This window comes from Roseovarius nanhaiticus (genome assembly GCF_900156535.1).
GTDB classification, from domain to species: Bacteria; Pseudomonadota; Alphaproteobacteria; order Rhodobacterales; family Rhodobacteraceae; genus Roseovarius; species Roseovarius nanhaiticus.
In genome coordinates this window covers 1,773,904-1,791,055 of the sequence record NZ_FTNV01000001.1, presented here as the reverse complement: position 1 = coordinate 1,791,055, position 17,152 = coordinate 1,773,904, and the positions used below count along the sequence as shown (strand labels likewise).

18 protein-coding genes and 1 tRNA gene are annotated in these 17,152 nt (G+C 65.4%); 5 read left to right on the top strand and 14 right to left on the bottom strand.

Annotated elements, in window-relative coordinates:
* Positions 1-131: 131 nt before the first annotated feature.
* From BW975_RS08670 to prfA, 3 genes are all read right to left on the bottom strand, one after another.
* Positions 132-812: a DUF4167 domain-containing protein gene (locus tag BW975_RS08670; protein ID WP_076532711.1), complete on the bottom strand. Its 681-nt coding sequence runs from the start codon at positions 810-812 to the stop codon at positions 132-134.
* A 243-nt stretch (positions 813-1,055) separates the two neighbouring features.
* Positions 1,056-1,880 carry a peptide chain release factor N(5)-glutamine methyltransferase gene (gene prmC, locus BW975_RS08665; protein ID WP_083687068.1) on the bottom strand — a complete coding sequence of 275 codons (825 nt, stop codon included), beginning with the start codon at positions 1,878-1,880 and terminating at the stop codon, positions 1,056-1,058.
* Positions 1,881-1,882: 2 nt separating this feature from the next.
* The gene (gene prfA, locus BW975_RS08660; protein WP_076533572.1) at positions 1,883-2,932 is read right to left on the bottom strand and encodes a peptide chain release factor 1; all 1,050 of its coding nucleotides are present in this window, start codon (positions 2,930-2,932) and stop codon (positions 1,883-1,885) included.
* A gap of 62 nt (positions 2,933-2,994) precedes the next feature.
* Between prfA and BW975_RS08655 the strand changes: the two genes are divergently transcribed.
* Entirely contained in the window at positions 2,995-3,285 is a 291-nt protein-coding gene (locus tag BW975_RS08655; RefSeq protein WP_076532708.1) for a hypothetical protein, read from the top strand.
* Here the strand turns inward: BW975_RS08655 and BW975_RS08650 are convergent.
* Positions 3,223-3,621: a DUF1499 domain-containing protein gene (locus tag BW975_RS08650; RefSeq protein ID WP_076532706.1), complete on the bottom strand. Its 399-nt coding sequence runs from the start codon at positions 3,619-3,621 to the stop codon at positions 3,223-3,225. The genes BW975_RS08655 and BW975_RS08650 overlap by 63 nt on opposite strands.
* A gap of 47 nt (positions 3,622-3,668) precedes the next feature.
* Positions 3,669-4,637, bottom strand: coding sequence for an agmatinase (speB, locus tag BW975_RS08645; protein WP_076532705.1), 969 nt, complete (start codon positions 4,635-4,637; stop codon positions 3,669-3,671).
* A gap of 76 nt (positions 4,638-4,713) precedes the next feature.
* On the opposite strand from speB, the gene mazG reads away from it, so the two are divergent.
* Positions 4,714-5,541: a nucleoside triphosphate pyrophosphohydrolase gene (mazG, locus tag BW975_RS08640; RefSeq protein WP_076532703.1), complete on the top strand. Its 828-nt coding sequence runs from the start codon at positions 4,714-4,716 to the stop codon at positions 5,539-5,541.
* A 15-nt stretch (positions 5,542-5,556) separates the two neighbouring features.
* On the opposite strand, the gene BW975_RS08635 is transcribed toward mazG, so the two are convergent.
* Both BW975_RS08635 and BW975_RS08630 read right to left on the bottom strand, forming a co-directional pair.
* Positions 5,557-6,687: a M24 family metallopeptidase gene (locus BW975_RS08635; protein ID WP_076532701.1), complete on the bottom strand. Its 1,131-nt coding sequence runs from the start codon at positions 6,685-6,687 to the stop codon at positions 5,557-5,559.
* Entirely contained in the window at positions 6,684-7,739 is a 1,056-nt protein-coding gene (locus BW975_RS08630) for a pyridoxal-phosphate dependent enzyme (RefSeq protein ID WP_076532700.1), read from the bottom strand. Before BW975_RS08630 ends, BW975_RS08635 begins: the two co-directional genes overlap by 4 nt.
* Before the next feature lie 167 nt (positions 7,740-7,906).
* On the opposite strand from BW975_RS08630, the gene purL reads away from it, so the two are divergent.
* Complete coding sequence (gene purL, locus BW975_RS08625) at positions 7,907-10,072, top strand: phosphoribosylformylglycinamidine synthase subunit PurL (RefSeq protein WP_076532698.1); 2,166 nt, start codon at positions 7,907-7,909, stop codon at positions 10,070-10,072.
* Positions 10,073-10,160: 88 nt separating this feature from the next.
* On the opposite strand, the gene BW975_RS08620 is transcribed toward purL, so the two are convergent.
* On the bottom strand, positions 10,161-10,580 hold the full coding sequence (locus BW975_RS08620) for a SufE family protein (RefSeq protein ID WP_076532697.1): 420 nt from the start codon (positions 10,578-10,580) through the stop codon (positions 10,161-10,163).
* Positions 10,581-10,746: 166 nt separating this feature from the next.
* Between BW975_RS08620 and BW975_RS08615 the strand changes: the two genes are divergently transcribed.
* Positions 10,747-11,268: a hypothetical protein gene (locus BW975_RS08615; protein ID WP_076532695.1), complete on the top strand. Its 522-nt coding sequence runs from the start codon at positions 10,747-10,749 to the stop codon at positions 11,266-11,268.
* Between the two features lie 32 nt (positions 11,269-11,300).
* On the opposite strand, the gene rnd is transcribed toward BW975_RS08615, so the two are convergent.
* From rnd to purM, 3 genes are all read right to left on the bottom strand, one after another.
* Positions 11,301-12,458, bottom strand: coding sequence for a ribonuclease D (rnd, locus tag BW975_RS08610; RefSeq protein ID WP_076533571.1), 1,158 nt, complete (start codon positions 12,456-12,458; stop codon positions 11,301-11,303).
* A gap of 78 nt (positions 12,459-12,536) precedes the next feature.
* Positions 12,537-13,127 (bottom strand): phosphoribosylglycinamide formyltransferase, encoded by a 591-nt coding sequence (gene purN, locus BW975_RS08605; RefSeq protein WP_076532694.1) that lies wholly within the window; start codon positions 13,125-13,127, stop codon positions 12,537-12,539.
* Positions 13,127-14,173: a phosphoribosylformylglycinamidine cyclo-ligase gene (gene purM / locus BW975_RS08600; protein ID WP_076532692.1), complete on the bottom strand. Its 1,047-nt coding sequence runs from the start codon at positions 14,171-14,173 to the stop codon at positions 13,127-13,129. Before purM ends, purN begins: the two co-directional genes overlap by 1 nt.
* Before the next feature lie 128 nt (positions 14,174-14,301).
* Here purM and BW975_RS08595 point away from each other — a divergent pair.
* Positions 14,302-14,378: transfer RNA gene (locus BW975_RS08595), tRNA-Ile, on the top strand.
* A gap of 32 nt (positions 14,379-14,410) precedes the next feature.
* On the opposite strand, the gene BW975_RS08590 is transcribed toward BW975_RS08595, so the two are convergent.
* Genes BW975_RS08590 through BW975_RS08580 form a run of 3 tightly spaced genes read right to left on the bottom strand, consistent with a single transcriptional unit; the run spans position 14,411 to position 17,102 of the window.
* Complete coding sequence (locus BW975_RS08590) at positions 14,411-15,295, bottom strand: nickel/cobalt transporter (protein WP_076532691.1); 885 nt, start codon at positions 15,293-15,295, stop codon at positions 14,411-14,413.
* On the bottom strand, positions 15,277-15,942 hold the full coding sequence (locus BW975_RS08585) for a DUF1007 family protein (protein ID WP_083687021.1): 666 nt from the start codon (positions 15,940-15,942) through the stop codon (positions 15,277-15,279). The genes BW975_RS08590 and BW975_RS08585 overlap by 19 nt, the downstream gene beginning before the upstream one ends.
* On the bottom strand, positions 15,930-17,102 hold the full coding sequence (locus BW975_RS08580) for a zinc ABC transporter substrate-binding protein (protein WP_244512461.1): 1,173 nt from the start codon (positions 17,100-17,102) through the stop codon (positions 15,930-15,932). The genes BW975_RS08585 and BW975_RS08580 overlap by 13 nt, the downstream gene beginning before the upstream one ends.
* Positions 17,103-17,152: the final 50 nt, after the last annotated feature.

Here is a 17,152-nt window from a genome sequence, read left to right as displayed (position 1 = left end):
CCTGTATGCAGAGCTGTGGCAGGCGGCAGAGCATCATTCCGGCTCCATCAGATGCGCACCTCGCAAGAAAAAACCGGGCGCCGCGTCAGGGCGGCACCCGGTTTGATTCGTTTTAAACGTTTGCGCAGCGATTACTCTGCGGCCGTATCGCTGGGATTGGATGTGTCACCGCCGCCCGCCTCAGCGGCTGGCGCCTGCCCGCCGTCATTCTCGGCTTTTGGCTTGCGGGCACGGCGCGGCTTCGGCCGCGCGGCGCCATCGTCGCCGCCGGACTGGTCGGCGTGTTGCTCGCCGCCCTGCTCCTCTTTTCGGCCCTCAGCATCGCCCGACTTCGCGCGCGGCTTGCGCGGTGCGCGCTTGGGTGCGGATTTGTTCTCCGGGGTCTCAACGAGGTTGCTGTTGTCGTCCCTGCTGTCGGAGCCTGCATCCGGCTGTGCGCTGCCAACGGCTTCGTTGCGCTCGTTCTGCTGGGCGCGTTCGCGGTCGCGTTCTGCCTGGCGCTCGCGATTTTCGCGCTCTTGCTGTTCGCGCTTGGCATCCTGCTCACGCTTGGCGTCGATTTCTTTCTGGGCCTCGCCCAGAAGACGCAGGTAATGCTCGGCATGCTGCTGAAAATTCTCGGTCGCGACCCGATCATTCGAGAGCTGGGCGTCACGCGCCAACTGATTGTATTTCTCGATGATCTGCTGCGGCGTGCCGCGCACCTTGCCCTCGGGGCCGGAGCTGTCGAACACGCGGTTAACCACGTTGCCGACCGAATTGGGACGGTTTCTGTTCGACTTGTTGCGCGAACGTGACTTCGATGATCTCATAGGTCTGCTGTCCAGCCTTGTTTTGGAACCGTGTGAAACCCGCGTGGCGCCCGATGCGCCCAATCAAATGAACCGGTTTCGGCTATGTTGGCTTGGCGTCGCGCGGGACCACCCATCAGCAGGATATCCACCGCGTCGACATGTTCAGTAATCACGGCAAGAGCCGTCGCACAAGGGCTATGCGGCTAAAACCTGCGATATTTCGCTGAAAATGGCCTGGTAAGGCGGATCGTTGCATGCGGATCACGCTGACATGCGGCCCATCACGACCCGGTCCCGCCCGTCAAGGTCGGTGCGAATCTGCACATCGACGAGTCCTGCGGACCGAAACATCGCCGCAACAGCATCCCCCTGCCGCCAGCCGATCTCGACCATGAGGCGCCCGCCGGGGCCCAAGTGCGCCGGCGCGCCCGCCGCGATCGTGCGATACGCCGACAGCCCGTTCGCCCCATCCGTCAACGCCTGGCGCGGCTCGAAGGCCAGCTCGGGCGCCAGCGCAGACATCTCGGCCTCTGCAATGTAGGGTGGGTTGCTGACGATCAGATCAAACACGCCGCCGACCGCATCGAACCAGTCCGATTGCACCAGAGCCGCACGCGGCGCGACATCCAACGCATCGGCATTGCGGCGCGCCACCTCCAGCGCAGCCGCGCTGATATCGGCGCCGATTCCCGTGGCGCCGGGCCGTTCGGCCAGCAAAGTCAGCAGGATACAGCCCGACCCGGTGCCCAGATCCAGAACCTGGTCAAAGCCATCGCCAAGCGCCTCCACGATCAATGTTTCGGTCTCTGGCCGAGGGTCCAGCACGTCCTCTGTCACGATGAAATTGCGCTTGAAAAAGAGGCGCGCGCCGATGATTTGCGCGACGGGCCGCCGGTCCAGCCGTGCCTGCACATGCGCCCAAAACCGTCGCTCATCCTCCTCGGAAAGCTCATCCTCGAGGTGCAGCATCACCCGGTCCGGCGCGATCCCTGCCGCATGCGCCAGCAGACGACGCGCATCGCGGCCTGCGCCCTCCAGCCCGCCCTCGGTGAGCGCCGAGGTTCCGAGGCCCAGCGCAGCCCGCAGGTTCAACTGCCCATCTCCGCCAACAGGCGCGCCTGCGCATCGGCGGTCAGCGCATCGATCACCTCGTCAAGATCGCCCTGCATCACCTGATCCAGCTTGTAGAGCGTCAGATTGATCCGGTGATCCGTCATGCGGCCTTGCGGGAAGTTATAAGTGCGGATGCGCTCGCTGCGATCGCCTGTGCCCACCTGCGCGGCCCGGTCCGCGCTGCGCGCCGAATCGACACGCTGCCGCTCGGCGTCGTAAAGCCGCGTTTTCAGCACCTGCATCGCGATCTCGCGGTTGCGGTGCTGTGACTTCTCGCTGCTGGTGACAACGATGCCCGACGGAATATGGGTGATGCGCACCGCCGAATCGGTGGTGTTCACATGCTGCCCGCCCGCGCCCGAACTTCGCATCGTGTCGATCCGCAAGTCATTCGCGTCGATCTTGATGTCCACATCCTCGGCCTCGGGCAGCACGGCCACCGTTGCGGCACTGGTATGGATACGCCCGCCGCTCTCGGTCTCGGGCACGCGCTGCACCCGGTGCACGCCGCTTTCGAACTTGAGCCGGGCAAAGACGTGAGTGCCCTTGATATGCGCGACGACCTCCTTGATCCCGCCCAGCTCGGTCTGGCTCATCTCGATGATGTCGATGGACCAGCCCCTTGCTTCGGCGTAGCGCTGATACATACGCAAGAGGTCTCCGGCAAAGAGCGCCGCCTCCTCGCCCCCCGTTCCGGGGCGGATCTCGATCATCGCGGGGCGCGCATCGGCCTCGTCCTTGGGCAGAAGGCTCAGCTGCAGCGCCGCCTCCACCTCGGGCAGCCGCGCCTCCAGCTCCTCGAGCTCATCGCGGGCCAGCTCGCGCATCTCGGGATCGTCCAGCATCGCGCGGGCGCCTTCGATATCGGTGCGCAAGCTTTTCCAATGGCGGATTTCCTCGACCACGGGGCGCAGCTCGGCGTATTCGCGGCCCAGCGCGGCAATATCGCCGCCGCCGGTCGACATCTTGGCCTCGAGAAACTCGAAGCGCTGCACGATCTGCTCTAATCTGTCGAATGGAACCATGGCCCCCATGTCCTCCATGCAAATGCTTTGGTCAAGACGCGCAGCCATGGTATTGTCGCGCCATGCGTATTCATCTTGCCATCGTCCTTTGCCTGATCAGCGCCCCGGCACTGGCCGAGGGCGTGGCCCAGACCAAAACCGTCGAGTGCTACTGCACCGACAAATCCGGATCGCGCGTCGAGCTGGGCGAGATGACCTGCCTGCAGGTCGACGGCAAGATGTTCATGGCGCAATGCCAGATGTCGCTGAACGTGCCGATGTGGCGCAAGATCACCGATGGCTGTCTCAGCTCATCCCTGCCGCATCGCGGCCAGCCAACGCTCCACGCGGGCCTTGTTGACGCCCATATCTGACTTGCCGTAGCGCAGCCGCGCGTGGATCACCAGATCGCCGCCGCGCTGCGCGACCGTCGTGTAATCGGGAAAGCCGAAGACGCGCGAGCGGGTGATGTAGGTAACCATCCCCTCCTCTACCGATCCCGCCAGGACCTGCGTGCGCGGCTCGGCCCGGATGATCGCGTCCAGCGCCGCTAGATCGCCCTGAACGCGGCGCATCACGCCGCCCTCCAGATCCTTGTCCCCTACGGTCTCAGGCAGCTTGTGCCAACGGGCCGTATCGTCCGGCGCAAGCCGGATCCACGCAAGCAGCGCCACCACAGCCAGCAGGATGATCAGGATAATCCACTTCATGCGCGCGGCCTTTCATTGTTCCGATAAATACTCATACCCGGTCCGCCTCACGCGCCGCCATGTGCGTTCCAGCCCAAAAGGCAGATGATATTCGTCGCCACATGCGCGCCCGCTATGGCCGTGGCTCCGGTGGTGTCAAAAGGTGGCGAGACCTCGACAATATCCCCGCCCTTCAGATCGATGCCCGCCAGATCCCGGAGTATGATCGACGCCTGCGCACTTGTCAGACCGCCCCAGACGGGCGTGCCGGTGCCGGGCGCGAATGCCGGATCCAGCGCGTCGATATCGAAGCTGAGATAAACCGGCGCATCGCCCAGGATGCCCTTGATCTTCTCGACCGCCGCCGTCGTGCCGCCCTCATGCACCTCGCGCGCGTCGATGATGTTCATGCCCATTGCATCGGGCACCGTGGTGCGAATACCCACCTGCACCGACCGCGCGGGATCGATCAGCCCCAGCTTGATCGCCTTGTAGAACATGGTGCCGTGATCGATGCGCTCGAAATTATCATCCTGCCATGTGTCGGTGTGCGCATCGAAATGCAGCAGGGCCATGGGCCCGAATTTTTCGGCATAAGCCTTGAGAATGGGAAAGCTGATATAGTGATCGCCGCCCAGAACGACGCTGGCCGCGCCCGCATCCAGAATGCCCTTGATATGCTGCGTCAGAAGGCCCGGGAACTCCGGCACCATGGCATAATCGAAGGCCAGATCCCCGTAATCCACGATATCGAGCGCGCTCATCGGATCGTAGCCCCAGCCATAAGGCGCATCGGCGGTCTGTAGCGCGCTTGCCTCGCGGATCGCGCGTGGGCCAAGACGCGTGCCGGTGCGGTTCGTCACCGCCTGGTCGAAAGGCACGCCGGTCACGGCCACGTCAACGCCGCTCAGGTCCTTTGTGTATCGCCGCCGCAAGAAGGACGTGGCGCCGCCAAAGGTATTCTCGAAGCTGAGGCCGCGATTGTCCTTGCGGGTGAAGGCCTCGTCCACCGTGCTGCTTGCGTCTTCCAGTCCCATGATGGCCCCTTTCGCTCTTGCGCCGATGCGGCACCCTGTATGACAAACGCCGCCATATGCAAGCCCGCCGAAGGAGATGCCAGTGCCCGATCCGCTGATCCACGACCCCAAGGGCGGCCTGCCCCGCCTGCTGGCCATCATGCGCGCGCTGCGCGATCCCGAAACCGGCTGCCCCTGGGATATCGAGCAGGATTTCGCCTCCATCGCCCCCTACACAATCGAGGAGGCCTATGAGGTCGCGGACGCAATCGAACGCGCCGATTGGTCCGATCTGACGGGCGAGCTGGGCGATCTTCTGCTTCAGGTCGTCTTTCACGCCCAGATTGCCGAGGATCGCGGCCTCTTTCGCTTTGACGACATCGCGAACGGCATCGCGGACAAGATGGTCGCGCGTCATCCGCATGTCTTTGGCGATGAGAGCCGCGACAAGAGCGCCGAGCAGCAGACCCGCGACTGGGAGACGATCAAGGCCGCTGAGCGCGCGGCGGCGCGCGAGAGCGGCACGCTCGGCGGTGTGGCGCTCGGGCTTCCGGCCCTACTGCGCGCGGTGAAGCTTCAGAAACGCGCGGCGCGGGTCGGTTTTGACTGGCCCGATATGGGCGGCGTTCTGGCCAAGATCACCGAGGAGGTCGCCGAATTGGCCGAGGCGCATGCCGGCGGCGACACGGATCATACCGAGGAGGAATTCGGCGACCTCATGTTCGTGATGGCGAACCTCGCGCGACACATGAAGATCGACCCCGAAGCGGCACTGCGGCGGGCCAACGCCAAGTTCACACGCCGGTTCGAGCGGATCGAGGCGCTCTTGGCCGAGGCAGGCAAGGCGCCCGATCAGAGCGATCTGGCCGAGATGGACGCGCTTTGGAACCGGGCCAAGGCCGAGGAGCGGGGCCGAGAAAATTAACCAATTTTCTGCGCCTCAAACCACCGGCAGCGCGGCCCCCGCAAACCGCGTGAGCCTTTGCGCGCCGCCCTCCCGGATCACGATATCCTCTTCGGCGACCATGATTGTGCCCGGCCCGGTCGTCACGCCCGGCTCCAGCGTGATGACCATGCCAGCCGCCAATTGCGTCCGGTCCTGCGGGATCAGCGACAACCCTTCGGTCAGCTGCATGCCAAGGCCATGGCCCAGCCGCCCCGCCCCCTCGCCCGCGCCCGTTATGGCCGCCATCGCGGCATAGACGTCGCAGGCCAACGCGCCTGGCCGCGCCGCCTCCAGCCCCGCCTGCACGGCTTCGGCCAACTGCGCATGGGCGAGCCCCGCATTGCCCGAGGCCGCGCCCACCGCGAAATTGCGGTCGAAATCACAGAAATACCCGTCCCAGACAGCGCCCGTGTCCAACATCAACACGTCGCCGCGCACCAAAGGCGCATCGCTGGCAGGCGAGATGACGTCGCCGTAGCCATCCGGCCCCGCGCCCCCCGCGATATAGGCCACCAGATCGGCCCCTTCCTCCAGCAGCAGGCGCTGGAAGTCGCGAAAGACGGCGCTGAGCGCGCGGCCCTCGCGGGCAATTTCGGTCACGCGGTCAAAAGCGCGATTTGCGATGGCGCATGCGTGGGCGATCTTGGCGATCTCAGCCTCGGATTTGACCGCCCGCAGACCGGCCGTGATGCCGTGATCATGGGTGAAAAGCAGCCCCGAGGCCGATTTCACGGCCTCATAGCTGGCCAATGGCATCCGCAGCACGCTTTCGGCCCCCGAAGGCACGCCCACCGGGCCGCCCACCTCGCGCAATGTTGCCGCCAACAGGCTGACGCCGTCATCCGCCGGATCGGGCGCAGGCCAGACGCGGATATCCTCGATCCAGGTCTGCGCCATCAGCGCGGCGCCGATCGAGGGAATGACGGCGATGGGTTTGCCCGACAGGGGCACGATCAGGAACCATGGCCGGCTCGGGCTCTCCCAGAACCGGGTGAGAAAGCCGCTGAAATAGCGGATCTCCGGCTCGGTCGTCAGCAAAAGCGCGCCCAGCCCCGCCGCATCCATTCGCGCTTGCGCCAAGCTGAGCCGCGCCTCATATTCGGCGCGCGCAAATCCGCGCCTCACTCGGCCGGGCCTTCGCTGAGGATGCACAGTACGCGCGCATCGCCGGACAGGCCGAGATGCGTCATCGCGGCCAGGCCCGCGCCGCCCGATTCGGATGTATCAAAGCCCAGCGCTGCCAGTTCGGGCAGCACCGCCGCTGCCTCTTCGTCGGAAATCAGGGCGAAGGCATCCGCGTCGCGCGCCAACCCCTTGAGCGCGATCAGCGACGCCTCTTTGCAGTCGAGCCGGCCCATGGATGACACCGGCCCCTCCGTTGCGGTGAACTCCCCCGCCTCTATGCTGTCGAACAGCGCGGGCGCCGCCTCGGGCTCGACCACGATGATCCGCGGGCCGTCGCCCCAGACCTCGCGGAAATGCGCGGCGCAGGCCCCGGCCAGACCGCCAACACCCGCCTGAAGCAGGATATGCGTCGGCGGCGCGCCCGCCTGCACGGTCATCTGCTCGGCAGCCTCCGCGGCCATGGCAAGGTAGCCCTCCATCAGGCGATGCGGCAACTCGGTATAGCCGGGCCAGGAGCTGTCCGAGAGAAGCGTCCAGCCATTTTCCTCCGTCGCGTTCTGCGCGGCCTCCATGCTGGCCTCGTAGTGATCCCCGGCGCGTACCACCTCGGCGCCCCGCGCGCGCAGGCGATCCGCGAAACTCTCGGGCACCGGCGCGGCCAGATAAATGACGGCACGCGCGCCGAAAATCGCGGCGCCCGCCGCGACCGAGAGACCATGGTTGCCAGCACTGGCCGTCACATAGGTGCGCCCCTCAAGGCTGCGCATCATATCTTCGCTGCCGGACGTCCGCATCGCTTCCTGCGCCTCATGCGCGATCACATAAGCCGCGCCAAGCGCCTTGAAGCTGCCAAGGTTCATGCGTCCGCGCTCGTCCTTGATCCAGACGGCGGGGCCGAATCCGGTTGTTTCCTCGAGGGGCGTCGCGCCCGCCGCCGGGCAGCGCGCCAGGAGGGCACGCGGCGCCTCTGCATCGGTGCTGGGCCATGGAATATCCGGCAATGCATCCTCTGGCAGACCCTTGCCGCGCCACGGATTGTCCTTGATCTGCATGCTGCGTCTCCTTTTCCCTCTCCGGCATAGGATGCAGCGACAGTCCAGTCGTCAAGAGCCGCAACTCCTCTCGCCCGCGCGCTGCCGCCCCCCTTCCCCCCCTTGGCGCAATCGAATAAAGAGACGCCAAACGCCACAGAACCGACAGCCCGAAGGAACATCATCTCATGACCGAGCCGGACATCACCCCCGATCTGATCGCTGCGCATGGGCTGAAGCCGGACGAGTACGACCGGATTCTCCAGATCATCGGGCGCGAGCCGACCTTTACGGAATTGGGCATCTTCTCGGCCATGTGGAACGAGCATTGCAGCTATAAATCCTCCAAGAAATGGCTGCGCACCCTGCCCACCGAGGGACCGCAAGTGATTTGCGGGCCGGGCGAGAATGCGGGCATCGTCGATATCGGCGACGGGCAATGCGTGGTCTTCAAGATGGAGAGCCACAACCACCCCTCCTATATCGAGCCCTACCAGGGCGCCGCGACAGGCGTGGGCGGCATCCTGCGCGACGTCTTTACCATGGGCGCGCGCCCCATCGCGGCGATGAATTCGCTTAGCTTCGGCAGCCCCGACCACCCCAAGACGCGCCAGCTGGTGCATGGCGTGGTCGAGGGAATCGGCGGCTATGGCAACGCGTTCGGCGTGCCCACTGTGGGCGGTGAGCTGCGCTTCGATCCGGCCTATAACGGCAACTGCCTGGTCAACGCGTTTGCCGCCGGTTTGGCCGAAACGGACAAGATATTTTACTCCGCCGCTTCGGGCGTCGGGCGCCCCGTGGTGTATCTCGGCGCCAAGACGGGCCGCGACGGCGTCGGCGGCGCCACGATGGCCAGCGCCGAATTCGACGACACGATCGAGGAAAAGCGGCCCACCGTGCAGGTGGGCGATCCCTTTACCGAAAAGCGCCTGATGGAAGCGACGCTCGAATTGATGGCGACGGGTGCGGTCATCTCGATCCAAGATATGGGCGCCGCGGGCCTGACCTGTTCGGCCGTGGAAATGGGCGACAAGGGCGGCCTCGGCGTGCGGCTGAACCTCGAGGCCGTGCCGCAGCGCGAGCCGAGCATGAGCGCCTACGAGATGATGCTGAGCGAGAGCCAGGAGCGCATGCTCATGGTGCTTGAGCCGTCATTGGAAGCCGAGGCGCGCGCCGTTTTTGAGAAATGGGACCTCGATTTCGCCATCGTTGGCGAGACGATTGCCGAGGATCGCTTTCTCATCATGCACAATAACACGGTGAAGGCTGACCTTCCGCTTGCGGCGCTTTCCGGTACCGCACCGGAATACGACCGCCCATGGGACGCGCCCGTCCCTGCCGACCCTTTGGACAATGCTTCCATCCCGCAGATCGACCCCATCGACGGGCTGCGCGCGCTTATCGGATCACCCAATTATTGCAGCCGCGAGTGGGTCTACGAGCAATATGACACAATGGTCATGGCCGACACCGTGCGCGGCCCCGGGCTGGGCGGTGGTCTGATCCGCGTGCATGGCACCGACAAGCTTCTCGCATTCACATCCGATGTCACGCCTCGCTACGTGCAGGCCAACCCCGAAATGGGCGGCAAGCAAGCGGTGGCCGAAGCCTACCGAAACCTGACAGCTCTGGGCGCCAAACCCTTGGCCAGCACGGATAACCTCAACTTCGGCAACCCCGAAAAGCCGCAGATAATGGGCCAGCTTGTCGGCGCCATCAAGGGCATCGGCGCCGCCGTGGCCGCGCTCGACATGCCGATCGTGTCAGGCAACGTGTCCCTCTACAACGAGACGGACGGCACCGCGATTCTGCCGACGCCCACCATCGGTGCCGTGGGCCTCATCGCGCATGAGGATCTGGCCATCACCGGGCGCGCTCGCGAGGGCCATGTTGCTTTGGTCGTGGGCGAGACGCACGGGCATCTGGGCCAATCGGCGCTGCTTGCCGAAGTCTTCAACCGCGTCGAAGGCGATGCGCCCGATGTTGATCTGGATGCCGAGCGCCGGAACGGCGATTTCATCCGCGACAATCACGAGTTGATCACGGCCTGCACCGATCTCAGCGACGGTGGCTTGGCCCTTGCCGCCTTCGAAATGGCCGAGGCGGCAGGCGTAGGCGTCCATTTGGACAGCGACGACACTGCAACGCTCTTTGGCGAAGATCAGGCGCGCTATCTCATCGCCTGCAATTTCGATCAGGCCGAGGCACTGATGACCTCTGCTGGCCAAGCGGGCGTCACTGTGACCAGCGTGGGTAAATTTACCGGAGATACTGTGCGCATGGGCGGCTCCAAAGCGACGCTAGACGAGCTGTCGCGCATATTCCGGGGCACTTTCGCCGAGACCTTCGCCTGATCCGCACCTGTGGAATGAGTAGTTTTGCCAAGATGAAAAGCGGGGGCGGTCCCCAGTTCATCTTGGTCTTAAATACTCATCCGCGGCCTCATCCCGCTTGCGCGGCTTCTGACGACACGGACCTGATCCGCTCGATCATCGCGCGCAAGCCGTTGGATCGCTGGGCCGAAAGGTGATCCGTCAGGCCCAGCCGGGCCAATTCGCCGCCCGCATCGACGCGCGGCACCTCCGATACGGGCAGATCGTTGTAAAGCGCGCGCAGAACCGCGATGAGGCCGCGCACGATCAGCGCGTCGCTGTCGCCGTCGAAGTGAAACCTGCCCCCATCGACCTGCGGGTGCAGCCAGACCTGGCTTGCGCAGCCCTCGACGCGGGTGGCGGGCACTTTCAAGGCGTCATCAAGCGGGTCCATCGCCTTGCCCGCCTCGATGACATGGCGATAGCGATCCTCCCAGTCCTCCAGAAACTCGAAGTCCTCGACGATCTCTTCGAATGCCGGCTGTGCCATGATCCGCTCCTTTCACTTCTGGATGCAGAGGTAGGTGCAAGCGCGGCAAAGGTCCAGCCCGGCTCGCCTGGAAGGGGTTCTGTCGGGGTGGCGCGCGCTTGCGCTTGGGCGCGCTTGGCTGATAGGGTCTGCACAGATCAAGACCTCGTGACAAGGACGACCTCAGATGCGCAGCCTGGTAACCATTGCGACGATTTCCAGCCTGGCATTGGCGGGCTGCTCGGGCTTTCGCGACTCGCGCGCTAACCCGGCAAACTGGTTCGGTGGCAGCCGCACAGCGCCCGCTCCGACAGCAGCCGAAGCGTCCGTTAATCCGCTCATCCCCGAGGAGCGGCGCAACAGCATCTTTCAGCGCAAATCGGACGAAGAGACTTATGAAGGCACGCCGATTTATGCGGTCGAGAAAGTCGAGATCGAGCGATCTTCGGGCGGGGCCATCATCAAGGCTACCGGCCTGTCACTGCGCCAAGGCGCGTTCGACGTGCGCCTGCAGCCGGAAAACGGGGGCGAGCCGGTGAACGGCGTGCTGACCTATACGCTGAGGGCCGTGCAGCGCGCCGATACCCCGCAGGGACCCGAGCAGACGCGCCGCGTCGAGGCTGGCCAGTTCATCTCGTCACAGGCATTGGCCGAAGCAAGCGAGATCCGCGTTCTGGCCCGGACAAACAGTGCCGCCTCGCGCCGCTGATTTTATTTAAATTGCCGCGAGACCCGCGCTTGTCACAGCGAGACGGTCTCGATCGTGCTGCCGTTGACGCGCAGCGCAATGTCCCCTGAACAAAGGCGCAGCGCCTCGGCGCCAAAGACGTCGCGGCGCCACCCGCTCAGCGCGGGCGCATCGCGCCGGCCTGCCGCAATGGCATCCAGATCCGCTGCCGTCGCGATCAGCTTGGACGCGACGCCTTCGCGGTCCGCAACCCCCTTGAGCAACACGCGCAGAAGATCGGCGATGGCCGGATTGACCTGCAACTTTTCGCGGCTGAGATCGGGCTGGGGCTGATCGGCCGCAGGCGTGGCCAGGCCATCGGCCACGGCCTTGAGAATACCGTCCGCGATCTCGCCCTTGCGCGCCTCACGCAAGAGCAGACGCGAGCGGCCCAGATCCTGGATGTTGCCCGGCTTGGTCGCGGCCAGTTCGACCAGCGCGTCATCCTTGTAAACACGGCTTCGCGGCACGTTGCGCTCTTGGGCATAGGCCTCGCGGAAACGCGCCAGTTCGCGCACGATGGCCAGATATTTGCCGCCGCTGTTGCGCGTCTTGATGCGCTGCCAAGCGTCCTCGGGGCGGGTGATGTATGTTTCGGGCGCGGTCAGGACGGCCATTTCTTCGGCCACCCATTTGTCTCGGCCGGTTTTTTCCAACTCGCGCGCGAGGAATTCATAGACCTTGCGCAGATGGGTAACATCGGCCAGCGCGTATTTCTTTTGCGCATCGCTCAGCGGGCGGCGCGACCAGTCGGTAAAGCGCGACGATTTGTCGATCTGCGCCTTGGCAATCCGCTTGACCAGCGTCTCGTATCCCGCCTGCTCGCCAAAGCCGCAGACCATCGCGGCCACTTGCGTGTCAAAGAGCGGCGTGGGGATGAGGCCCGCATCGACATAGAAAATCTCAAGATCTTGGCGCGCGGCGTGGAACACCTTGACCGTGCTCTCATCGCGGAACAGCGCGTAAAGCGGCTCGAGCGAAAGGCCATCGGCCAGCGGATCGACCAGAACGGCGTTCTCGTCATCCTCGCCCGGAAAGGCGAGCTGCACGAGGCAAAGGTTCGAATAATAAGTCCGCTCGCGCAGGAATTCAGTGTCGACGGTGACGTAAGCGTGCTGGGCGGCGCGGGCGCAGAAATCGGCCAGTTCTTCGGTCTTGGTGATGGTCTGGATCAAGGCGAGGCTTCTTTCGATATTGGCTTTTGCGATCCTATAGGCCGGATCGCCACGAATTGAAACGGGCGCCGCGCGTCAAGGCAGGTAAAGCGGGCTGCGATCCCCGGCGGCGAAGCGGCGCAGCACGGCGGGATAGAGGCGATGCTCGGCCTCCAGCACACGGGCGGCGAGCGTCTCGGCGCTGTCGCCAGGCAGAACCGCAACGCGGGCCTGGCCCAGGATTGGGCCATCATCCAGCGCCGCCGTCACCTCGTGCACGGTGCAGCCCGCTTCGGCCTCGCCCGCGTCGAGCGCGCGCTGATGGGTGTGAAGGCCGCGATATTTGGGCAAGAGCGAGGGATGGATATTGATCATGCGGCCCTGCCACCGGCTGACGAAGCCTTCGGTAAGGACGCGCATGAAGCCGGCGAGGCAGATGATGTCCGGCTCATGCGCCATGATGGCCGCGTGCAGGGCCTCCTCAAAGGCCGCGCGGTCCTCGCCATGGGGGCGGTGATCGACCACTTCGGTCGCAATGCCGCGCGCGGCGGCCTTCTGCAATCCGCCCGCATCCGCGCGGTTCGACAGGACCAGCGCGGGGCGCGCCGGGTGATCGCCCGTCATGCTATCGGCCAGCGCTACCATGTTCGAGCCGCCGCCGGACAGAAGGATGGCGACGCGCTTCATTACGCGAGGGTGCCGCTATAACGGATGCCCGCGCCCTTGGTGACCTGCCCGATCCGGTGGACGGTCTCGCCCTGCTCGGCCAGCAGCGCGGCCAGCGAATCCGCCTGCCCCGCATTCACCGCGACGATCATGCCGATGCCGCAGTTGAAGGTCTTGAGCAGTTCGGCCTCGTCCATGCTGCCCGTCTCGCGCAGCCAGCCAAAGACGCCGGGCAGATCCCATGCACCGAGGTCGATATCAGCGCCCAGATCCTCGGGCAGGACCCGCGGCAGGTTCTCGGTGAGGCCGCCGCCGGTGATATGGGCCAGCGCGTGCACACCGCCCGCGCGGATCGCAGCCAGTGCGGGTTTGACGTAAAGGCGCGTCGGCGTCAGCAGCGCAGCGCCCAATGTGCCCTCGCACCAAGGGCATTCCGCGTCCCAGCCGAGGCCCGACATCTCGACCAGCTTGCGCACGAGGCTGTAGCCGTTGGAGTGAACGCCGTTCGATGCTAGGCCCAGCAGGATGTCGCCCTCGGATACGCCCTCGGGCAGAGCGGTCCCCCGCTCCATCGCGCCGACGGCGAAGCCCGCAAGGTCGAAATCGCCCGCCGGATACATGCCCGGCATCTCGGCGGTCTCGCCCCCGATCAGCGCCGTCCCCGACAGCGCGCAGCCCTCGGCAATGCCTTCGATGATGCGCGCGGCCTTCTCGGTCTCGAGCTTGCCGGTCGCGAAATAGTCTAGGAAAAACAGGGGCTCAGCGCCTTGACAGACCAGGTCATTGACGCACATGGCGACCAGGTCGATGCCGACGCCGTCCATGTTGCCAGTGTCGATGGCGATGCGCAGCTTGGTGCCGACCCCGTCCGTTGCCGCGACCAGAACCGGATCATGGTAACCTGCCGCTTTGAGATCGAAAAGCGCGCCGAAGCCGCCGAGGCCCGACATGACACCCGGCCGCGCCGTACGCTTGGCGGCGGGCTTGATCCGCTCGACAAGCGCGTTCCCGGCATCGATATCGACGCCCGCATCGGCATAGCTCACACCAGTCTTGGGATCAGTCATCATGCTCTCCTCGGATTTGATCGCGGGCCTAGCCCAAAGCGGCGTCCGGTGCAATCTCAAAGCCTCGCCGCTCCCGCACGCTCGCGTCTTGACGCGCGCCGCCGCGCTGCGTAGGAAACGCCTCAGGCGGGCCTGTAGCTCAACTGGTTAGAGCAGAGCGCTCATAACGCTTTGGTTGCGGGTTCAAGTCCTGCCGGGCCTACCATCGCCGCCTTTTTCGCCCGCTTCGGGCACAGCCTAGATCCAGTTCAGCATCTGCAAAGCGATGAGCGCAACCGCGCTGCCTGCCAGAATCTCCATCATCGGCACTACACGCGCAATCGTGCCCCCTGCGCCGGCGCCGGATCCCAGGGCGCCCTCACGCGCCACGGCTGCGATAACGGCGACCGCCACCGTCACGGCCCCGGTTCCCAGCGCCATCGCAATGGTGCCCGCGACGCCCGCCGCCGGGATGCCCATCTGCCAGGTCAGCACCAGCAGCAGGAGCGCGCCAGTGCAGGGCCGGATGGCGATCGCCCCTATCAGGGCAAGCGTACCGCGCCAGCCATGGGCGGCGGCGACCTCCTCGGCAGTGGGGCCATGGCGATGGCCGCAGCCGCAGTCCTCGTCATGGACATGATCCGCGCGCGAACGGCGTGCCATCAGCTTGCGCGCGCCCCGCAGGACCAGCCACAGCCCGATCAGCCCGATCGCGATGGCGGACACGGCCGCCATCGCGCCTTCGGCCAGGCCGGTCAGCTGCGTCCGGCTATAGCCGAGGATCAGCATCCCGCCATAGACCAGCGCGATCGCCGTGCCCGCCTGCCCCAGCGATGCGGCCAGCGCGATCCATGACAGGCGCAAGGCTGGCACCCGCGCGGCAAGCCCGTAGCCACCGATCAGCATCTTGCCATGCCCCGGCCCCGCCGCATGGACGACGCCATAGGCAAAAGCGAGGCCCATGAGCCATGCGAACGCGCCGGGATCGCCGCTGCGCAGCGCGCGGAGCGCCCCCGCAAGGCCGTTCTGAAAGTCGCGCTGCCAGCCCGCCGCCCAGCGCGCAACGGCGGCATCCGCGCCGCTGGCGATGAGCGCGGCAAACGCAGCGGCGATCAGTGCGAGGATCAGGAGGGCGCGGCGCATGTCACCTCGAATGTGTCCGCAAAAAGGATGCCGATATCGCCCAGATCGACCTCGGCGAAGGGATCCTCGCCCATATCGACGGAGGCGAGTTTCTCGCCATACTCCTCATAGGCCTTGTCGGTATCAGCGGCATTGCGCGTGACGATGCACTCCTCGCGGCCCTCGACCGTGGGCAGCACGGGCATGTCATAGGCCACAAAGAAGGTGGGATCGTAGAGACGCGCCTCGATGCCCTCGCCCGGCAGAATCGGCTCTTTCAAGGGTCGGATATGGGTCGTGACATAGCGCCCGTTCTCGAAATAAGCGCGGTGGCGCAGCGGGCTCTCCAGCTCCAGCGCCGCACCACCCTGCAAGACGGTGACATCGCCGGGGAAACCCGCCGCCCAATCCACGTCCTTGCCCGCGAACTCGTCAAGCTTCTCCGGCTCGGGCGCGCCATCACCGTCAGCATCAAGGCCGTTATCTTCAATCATCACCAGCGAATAGAATTCATCATAGGACCAGCCGACGCGCAGCGCCGCCAGCCGGCCCTCATCGTCAAAGATCAACGATAGCGCGCCGTCAATGAAGACGTGCGGATGCGCGGAGCTTTGCGTGCTGCATAGCGTCAGCGCCGCGCCCAGAACCGCTGCGCTCAGCCTGCGCATTCGGCCAGCCTCGTCGCCACGTCGCGCAGAAGCGCGGGGTAGAAATCGGCGCCGGACGGGATGTCGCCGCCCAACGGGTCGATCACGCCGGCGCTGGCCGGGCTGCCCTCGATCACGGTCCGGACGACCGCGGGGCTGAGCGCAGGCTCGGACAGCACACAAGTGACGCCGAGATCGCGGATCATGGCGCGCACAGCCTCCAGCCGCGCCGGACCGGGGTCCGACGCATCGCCCGCGGCAATCGATCCTACGGCGTGGATGCCGAAATGATGTTCGAAATAATGGTAGGCGTCGTGGAAGACGACGAATCGCGCGCCCTTCGCCGGGGCCAGAATGCGCGCCGCATCCTCTGCGGCAGCGTCGATTTCGGCCCGGCCTTCGGCAGCATTCGCGGCATAGGCCTCCGCGTTTTCGGGGTCCAGTTCTGCCAGCTTCTCGGCCATCACGTCCAGCCACGCCTTGGCATTCTCAGGCGAGAGCCAAGCATGCGGATCCTCGCCGGAATGGTCGTGCCCCGCATGGTCGTGGCCCGCTTGCCCCTCGTCGGCATCGCCCTCATCGGCATCGCCCTCATCGGCATGGTCATGCGCGTGGTCATGGTCATCCTCATGCGCCTCTTCTGTGTGGTCCTCCCCGTGTTCCGAGTGGCCCTCATGCGCGTGGCCCTGATGATCTTCGTGGCCGTGATCGTGGTCGTCATGCGCCGCGTGACTTTCGCCTTCATCGCCGTGATTGTCAAAGACCGGACCTTCGCGGAACGCCATGACCGTAGCCCCCGGCGCGTGCAGAAGGGCCGTCACGTCCGCGTCAGGCGCGACTGTCCCGATCGTATCCTCCAGCCAAGGCGTCAATTCCGGTCCGATCCAGAAGACCGCATCGGCGCTCGCCAAAGCCGCGGCCTCGGAGGGGCGCATCGCGTAGCCGTGGGGCGAGGCGCCACCGCGCACCACTTGCTCGGGCGCGCCGAGGCCCGCCATGACGCGCGCGGCCAGCGAGTGGAGCGGCGCGATATCAGTGACGACGCGCGGCACGTCAGCCGCGGCGGCGGCGGGCCCCAACGCGCCCGTCAGCAGAGCGGCGCAGAGCCACGGAGCGCGAGACCGAAGCCGCAGGGCGGCCGGCATGCACGCACTGTCATGGGACTGTTGAAATCTTTGCATGGACATGGTCGCCTTATGTAACTATGTAACACTCCACGCAGCGATAAACG

Coding starts and splice junctions, on each gene's coding strand:
- BW975_RS08670 (WP_076532711.1), bottom strand. CDS start 812: ATGAGATCATCGAAGTCACGTTCGCGCAACAAGTCGAACAGAAACCGT.
- prfA (WP_076533572.1), bottom strand. CDS start 2,932: ATGGTTCCATTCGACAGATTAGAGCAGATCGTGCAGCGCTTCGAGTTT.
- BW975_RS08655 (WP_076532708.1), top strand. CDS start 2,995: ATGCGTATTCATCTTGCCATCGTCCTTTGCCTGATCAGCGCCCCGGCA.
- BW975_RS08650 (WP_076532706.1), bottom strand. CDS start 3,621: ATGAAGTGGATTATCCTGATCATCCTGCTGGCTGTGGTGGCGCTGCTT.
- speB (WP_076532705.1), bottom strand. CDS start 4,637: ATGGGACTGGAAGACGCAAGCAGCACGGTGGACGAGGCCTTCACCCGC.
- mazG (WP_076532703.1), top strand. CDS start 4,714: ATGCCAGTGCCCGATCCGCTGATCCACGACCCCAAGGGCGGCCTGCCC.
- BW975_RS08630 (WP_076532700.1), bottom strand. CDS start 7,739: ATGCAGATCAAGGACAATCCGTGGCGCGGCAAGGGTCTGCCAGAGGAT.
- purL (WP_076532698.1), top strand. CDS start 7,907: ATGACCGAGCCGGACATCACCCCCGATCTGATCGCTGCGCATGGGCTG.
- BW975_RS08620 (WP_076532697.1), bottom strand. CDS start 10,580: ATGGCACAGCCGGCATTCGAAGAGATCGTCGAGGACTTCGAGTTTCTG.
- BW975_RS08615 (WP_076532695.1), top strand. CDS start 10,747: ATGCGCAGCCTGGTAACCATTGCGACGATTTCCAGCCTGGCATTGGCG.
- purN (WP_076532694.1), bottom strand. CDS start 13,127: ATGAAGCGCGTCGCCATCCTTCTGTCCGGCGGCGGCTCGAACATGGTA.
- purM (WP_076532692.1), bottom strand. CDS start 14,173: ATGACTGATCCCAAGACTGGTGTGAGCTATGCCGATGCGGGCGTCGAT.
- BW975_RS08590 (WP_076532691.1), bottom strand. CDS start 15,295: ATGCGCCGCGCCCTCCTGATCCTCGCACTGATCGCCGCTGCGTTTGCC.
- BW975_RS08585 (WP_083687021.1), bottom strand. CDS start 15,942: ATGCGCAGGCTGAGCGCAGCGGTTCTGGGCGCGGCGCTGACGCTATGC.
- BW975_RS08580 (WP_244512461.1), bottom strand. CDS start 17,102: ATGCAAAGATTTCAACAGTCCCATGACAGTGCGTGCATGCCGGCCGCC.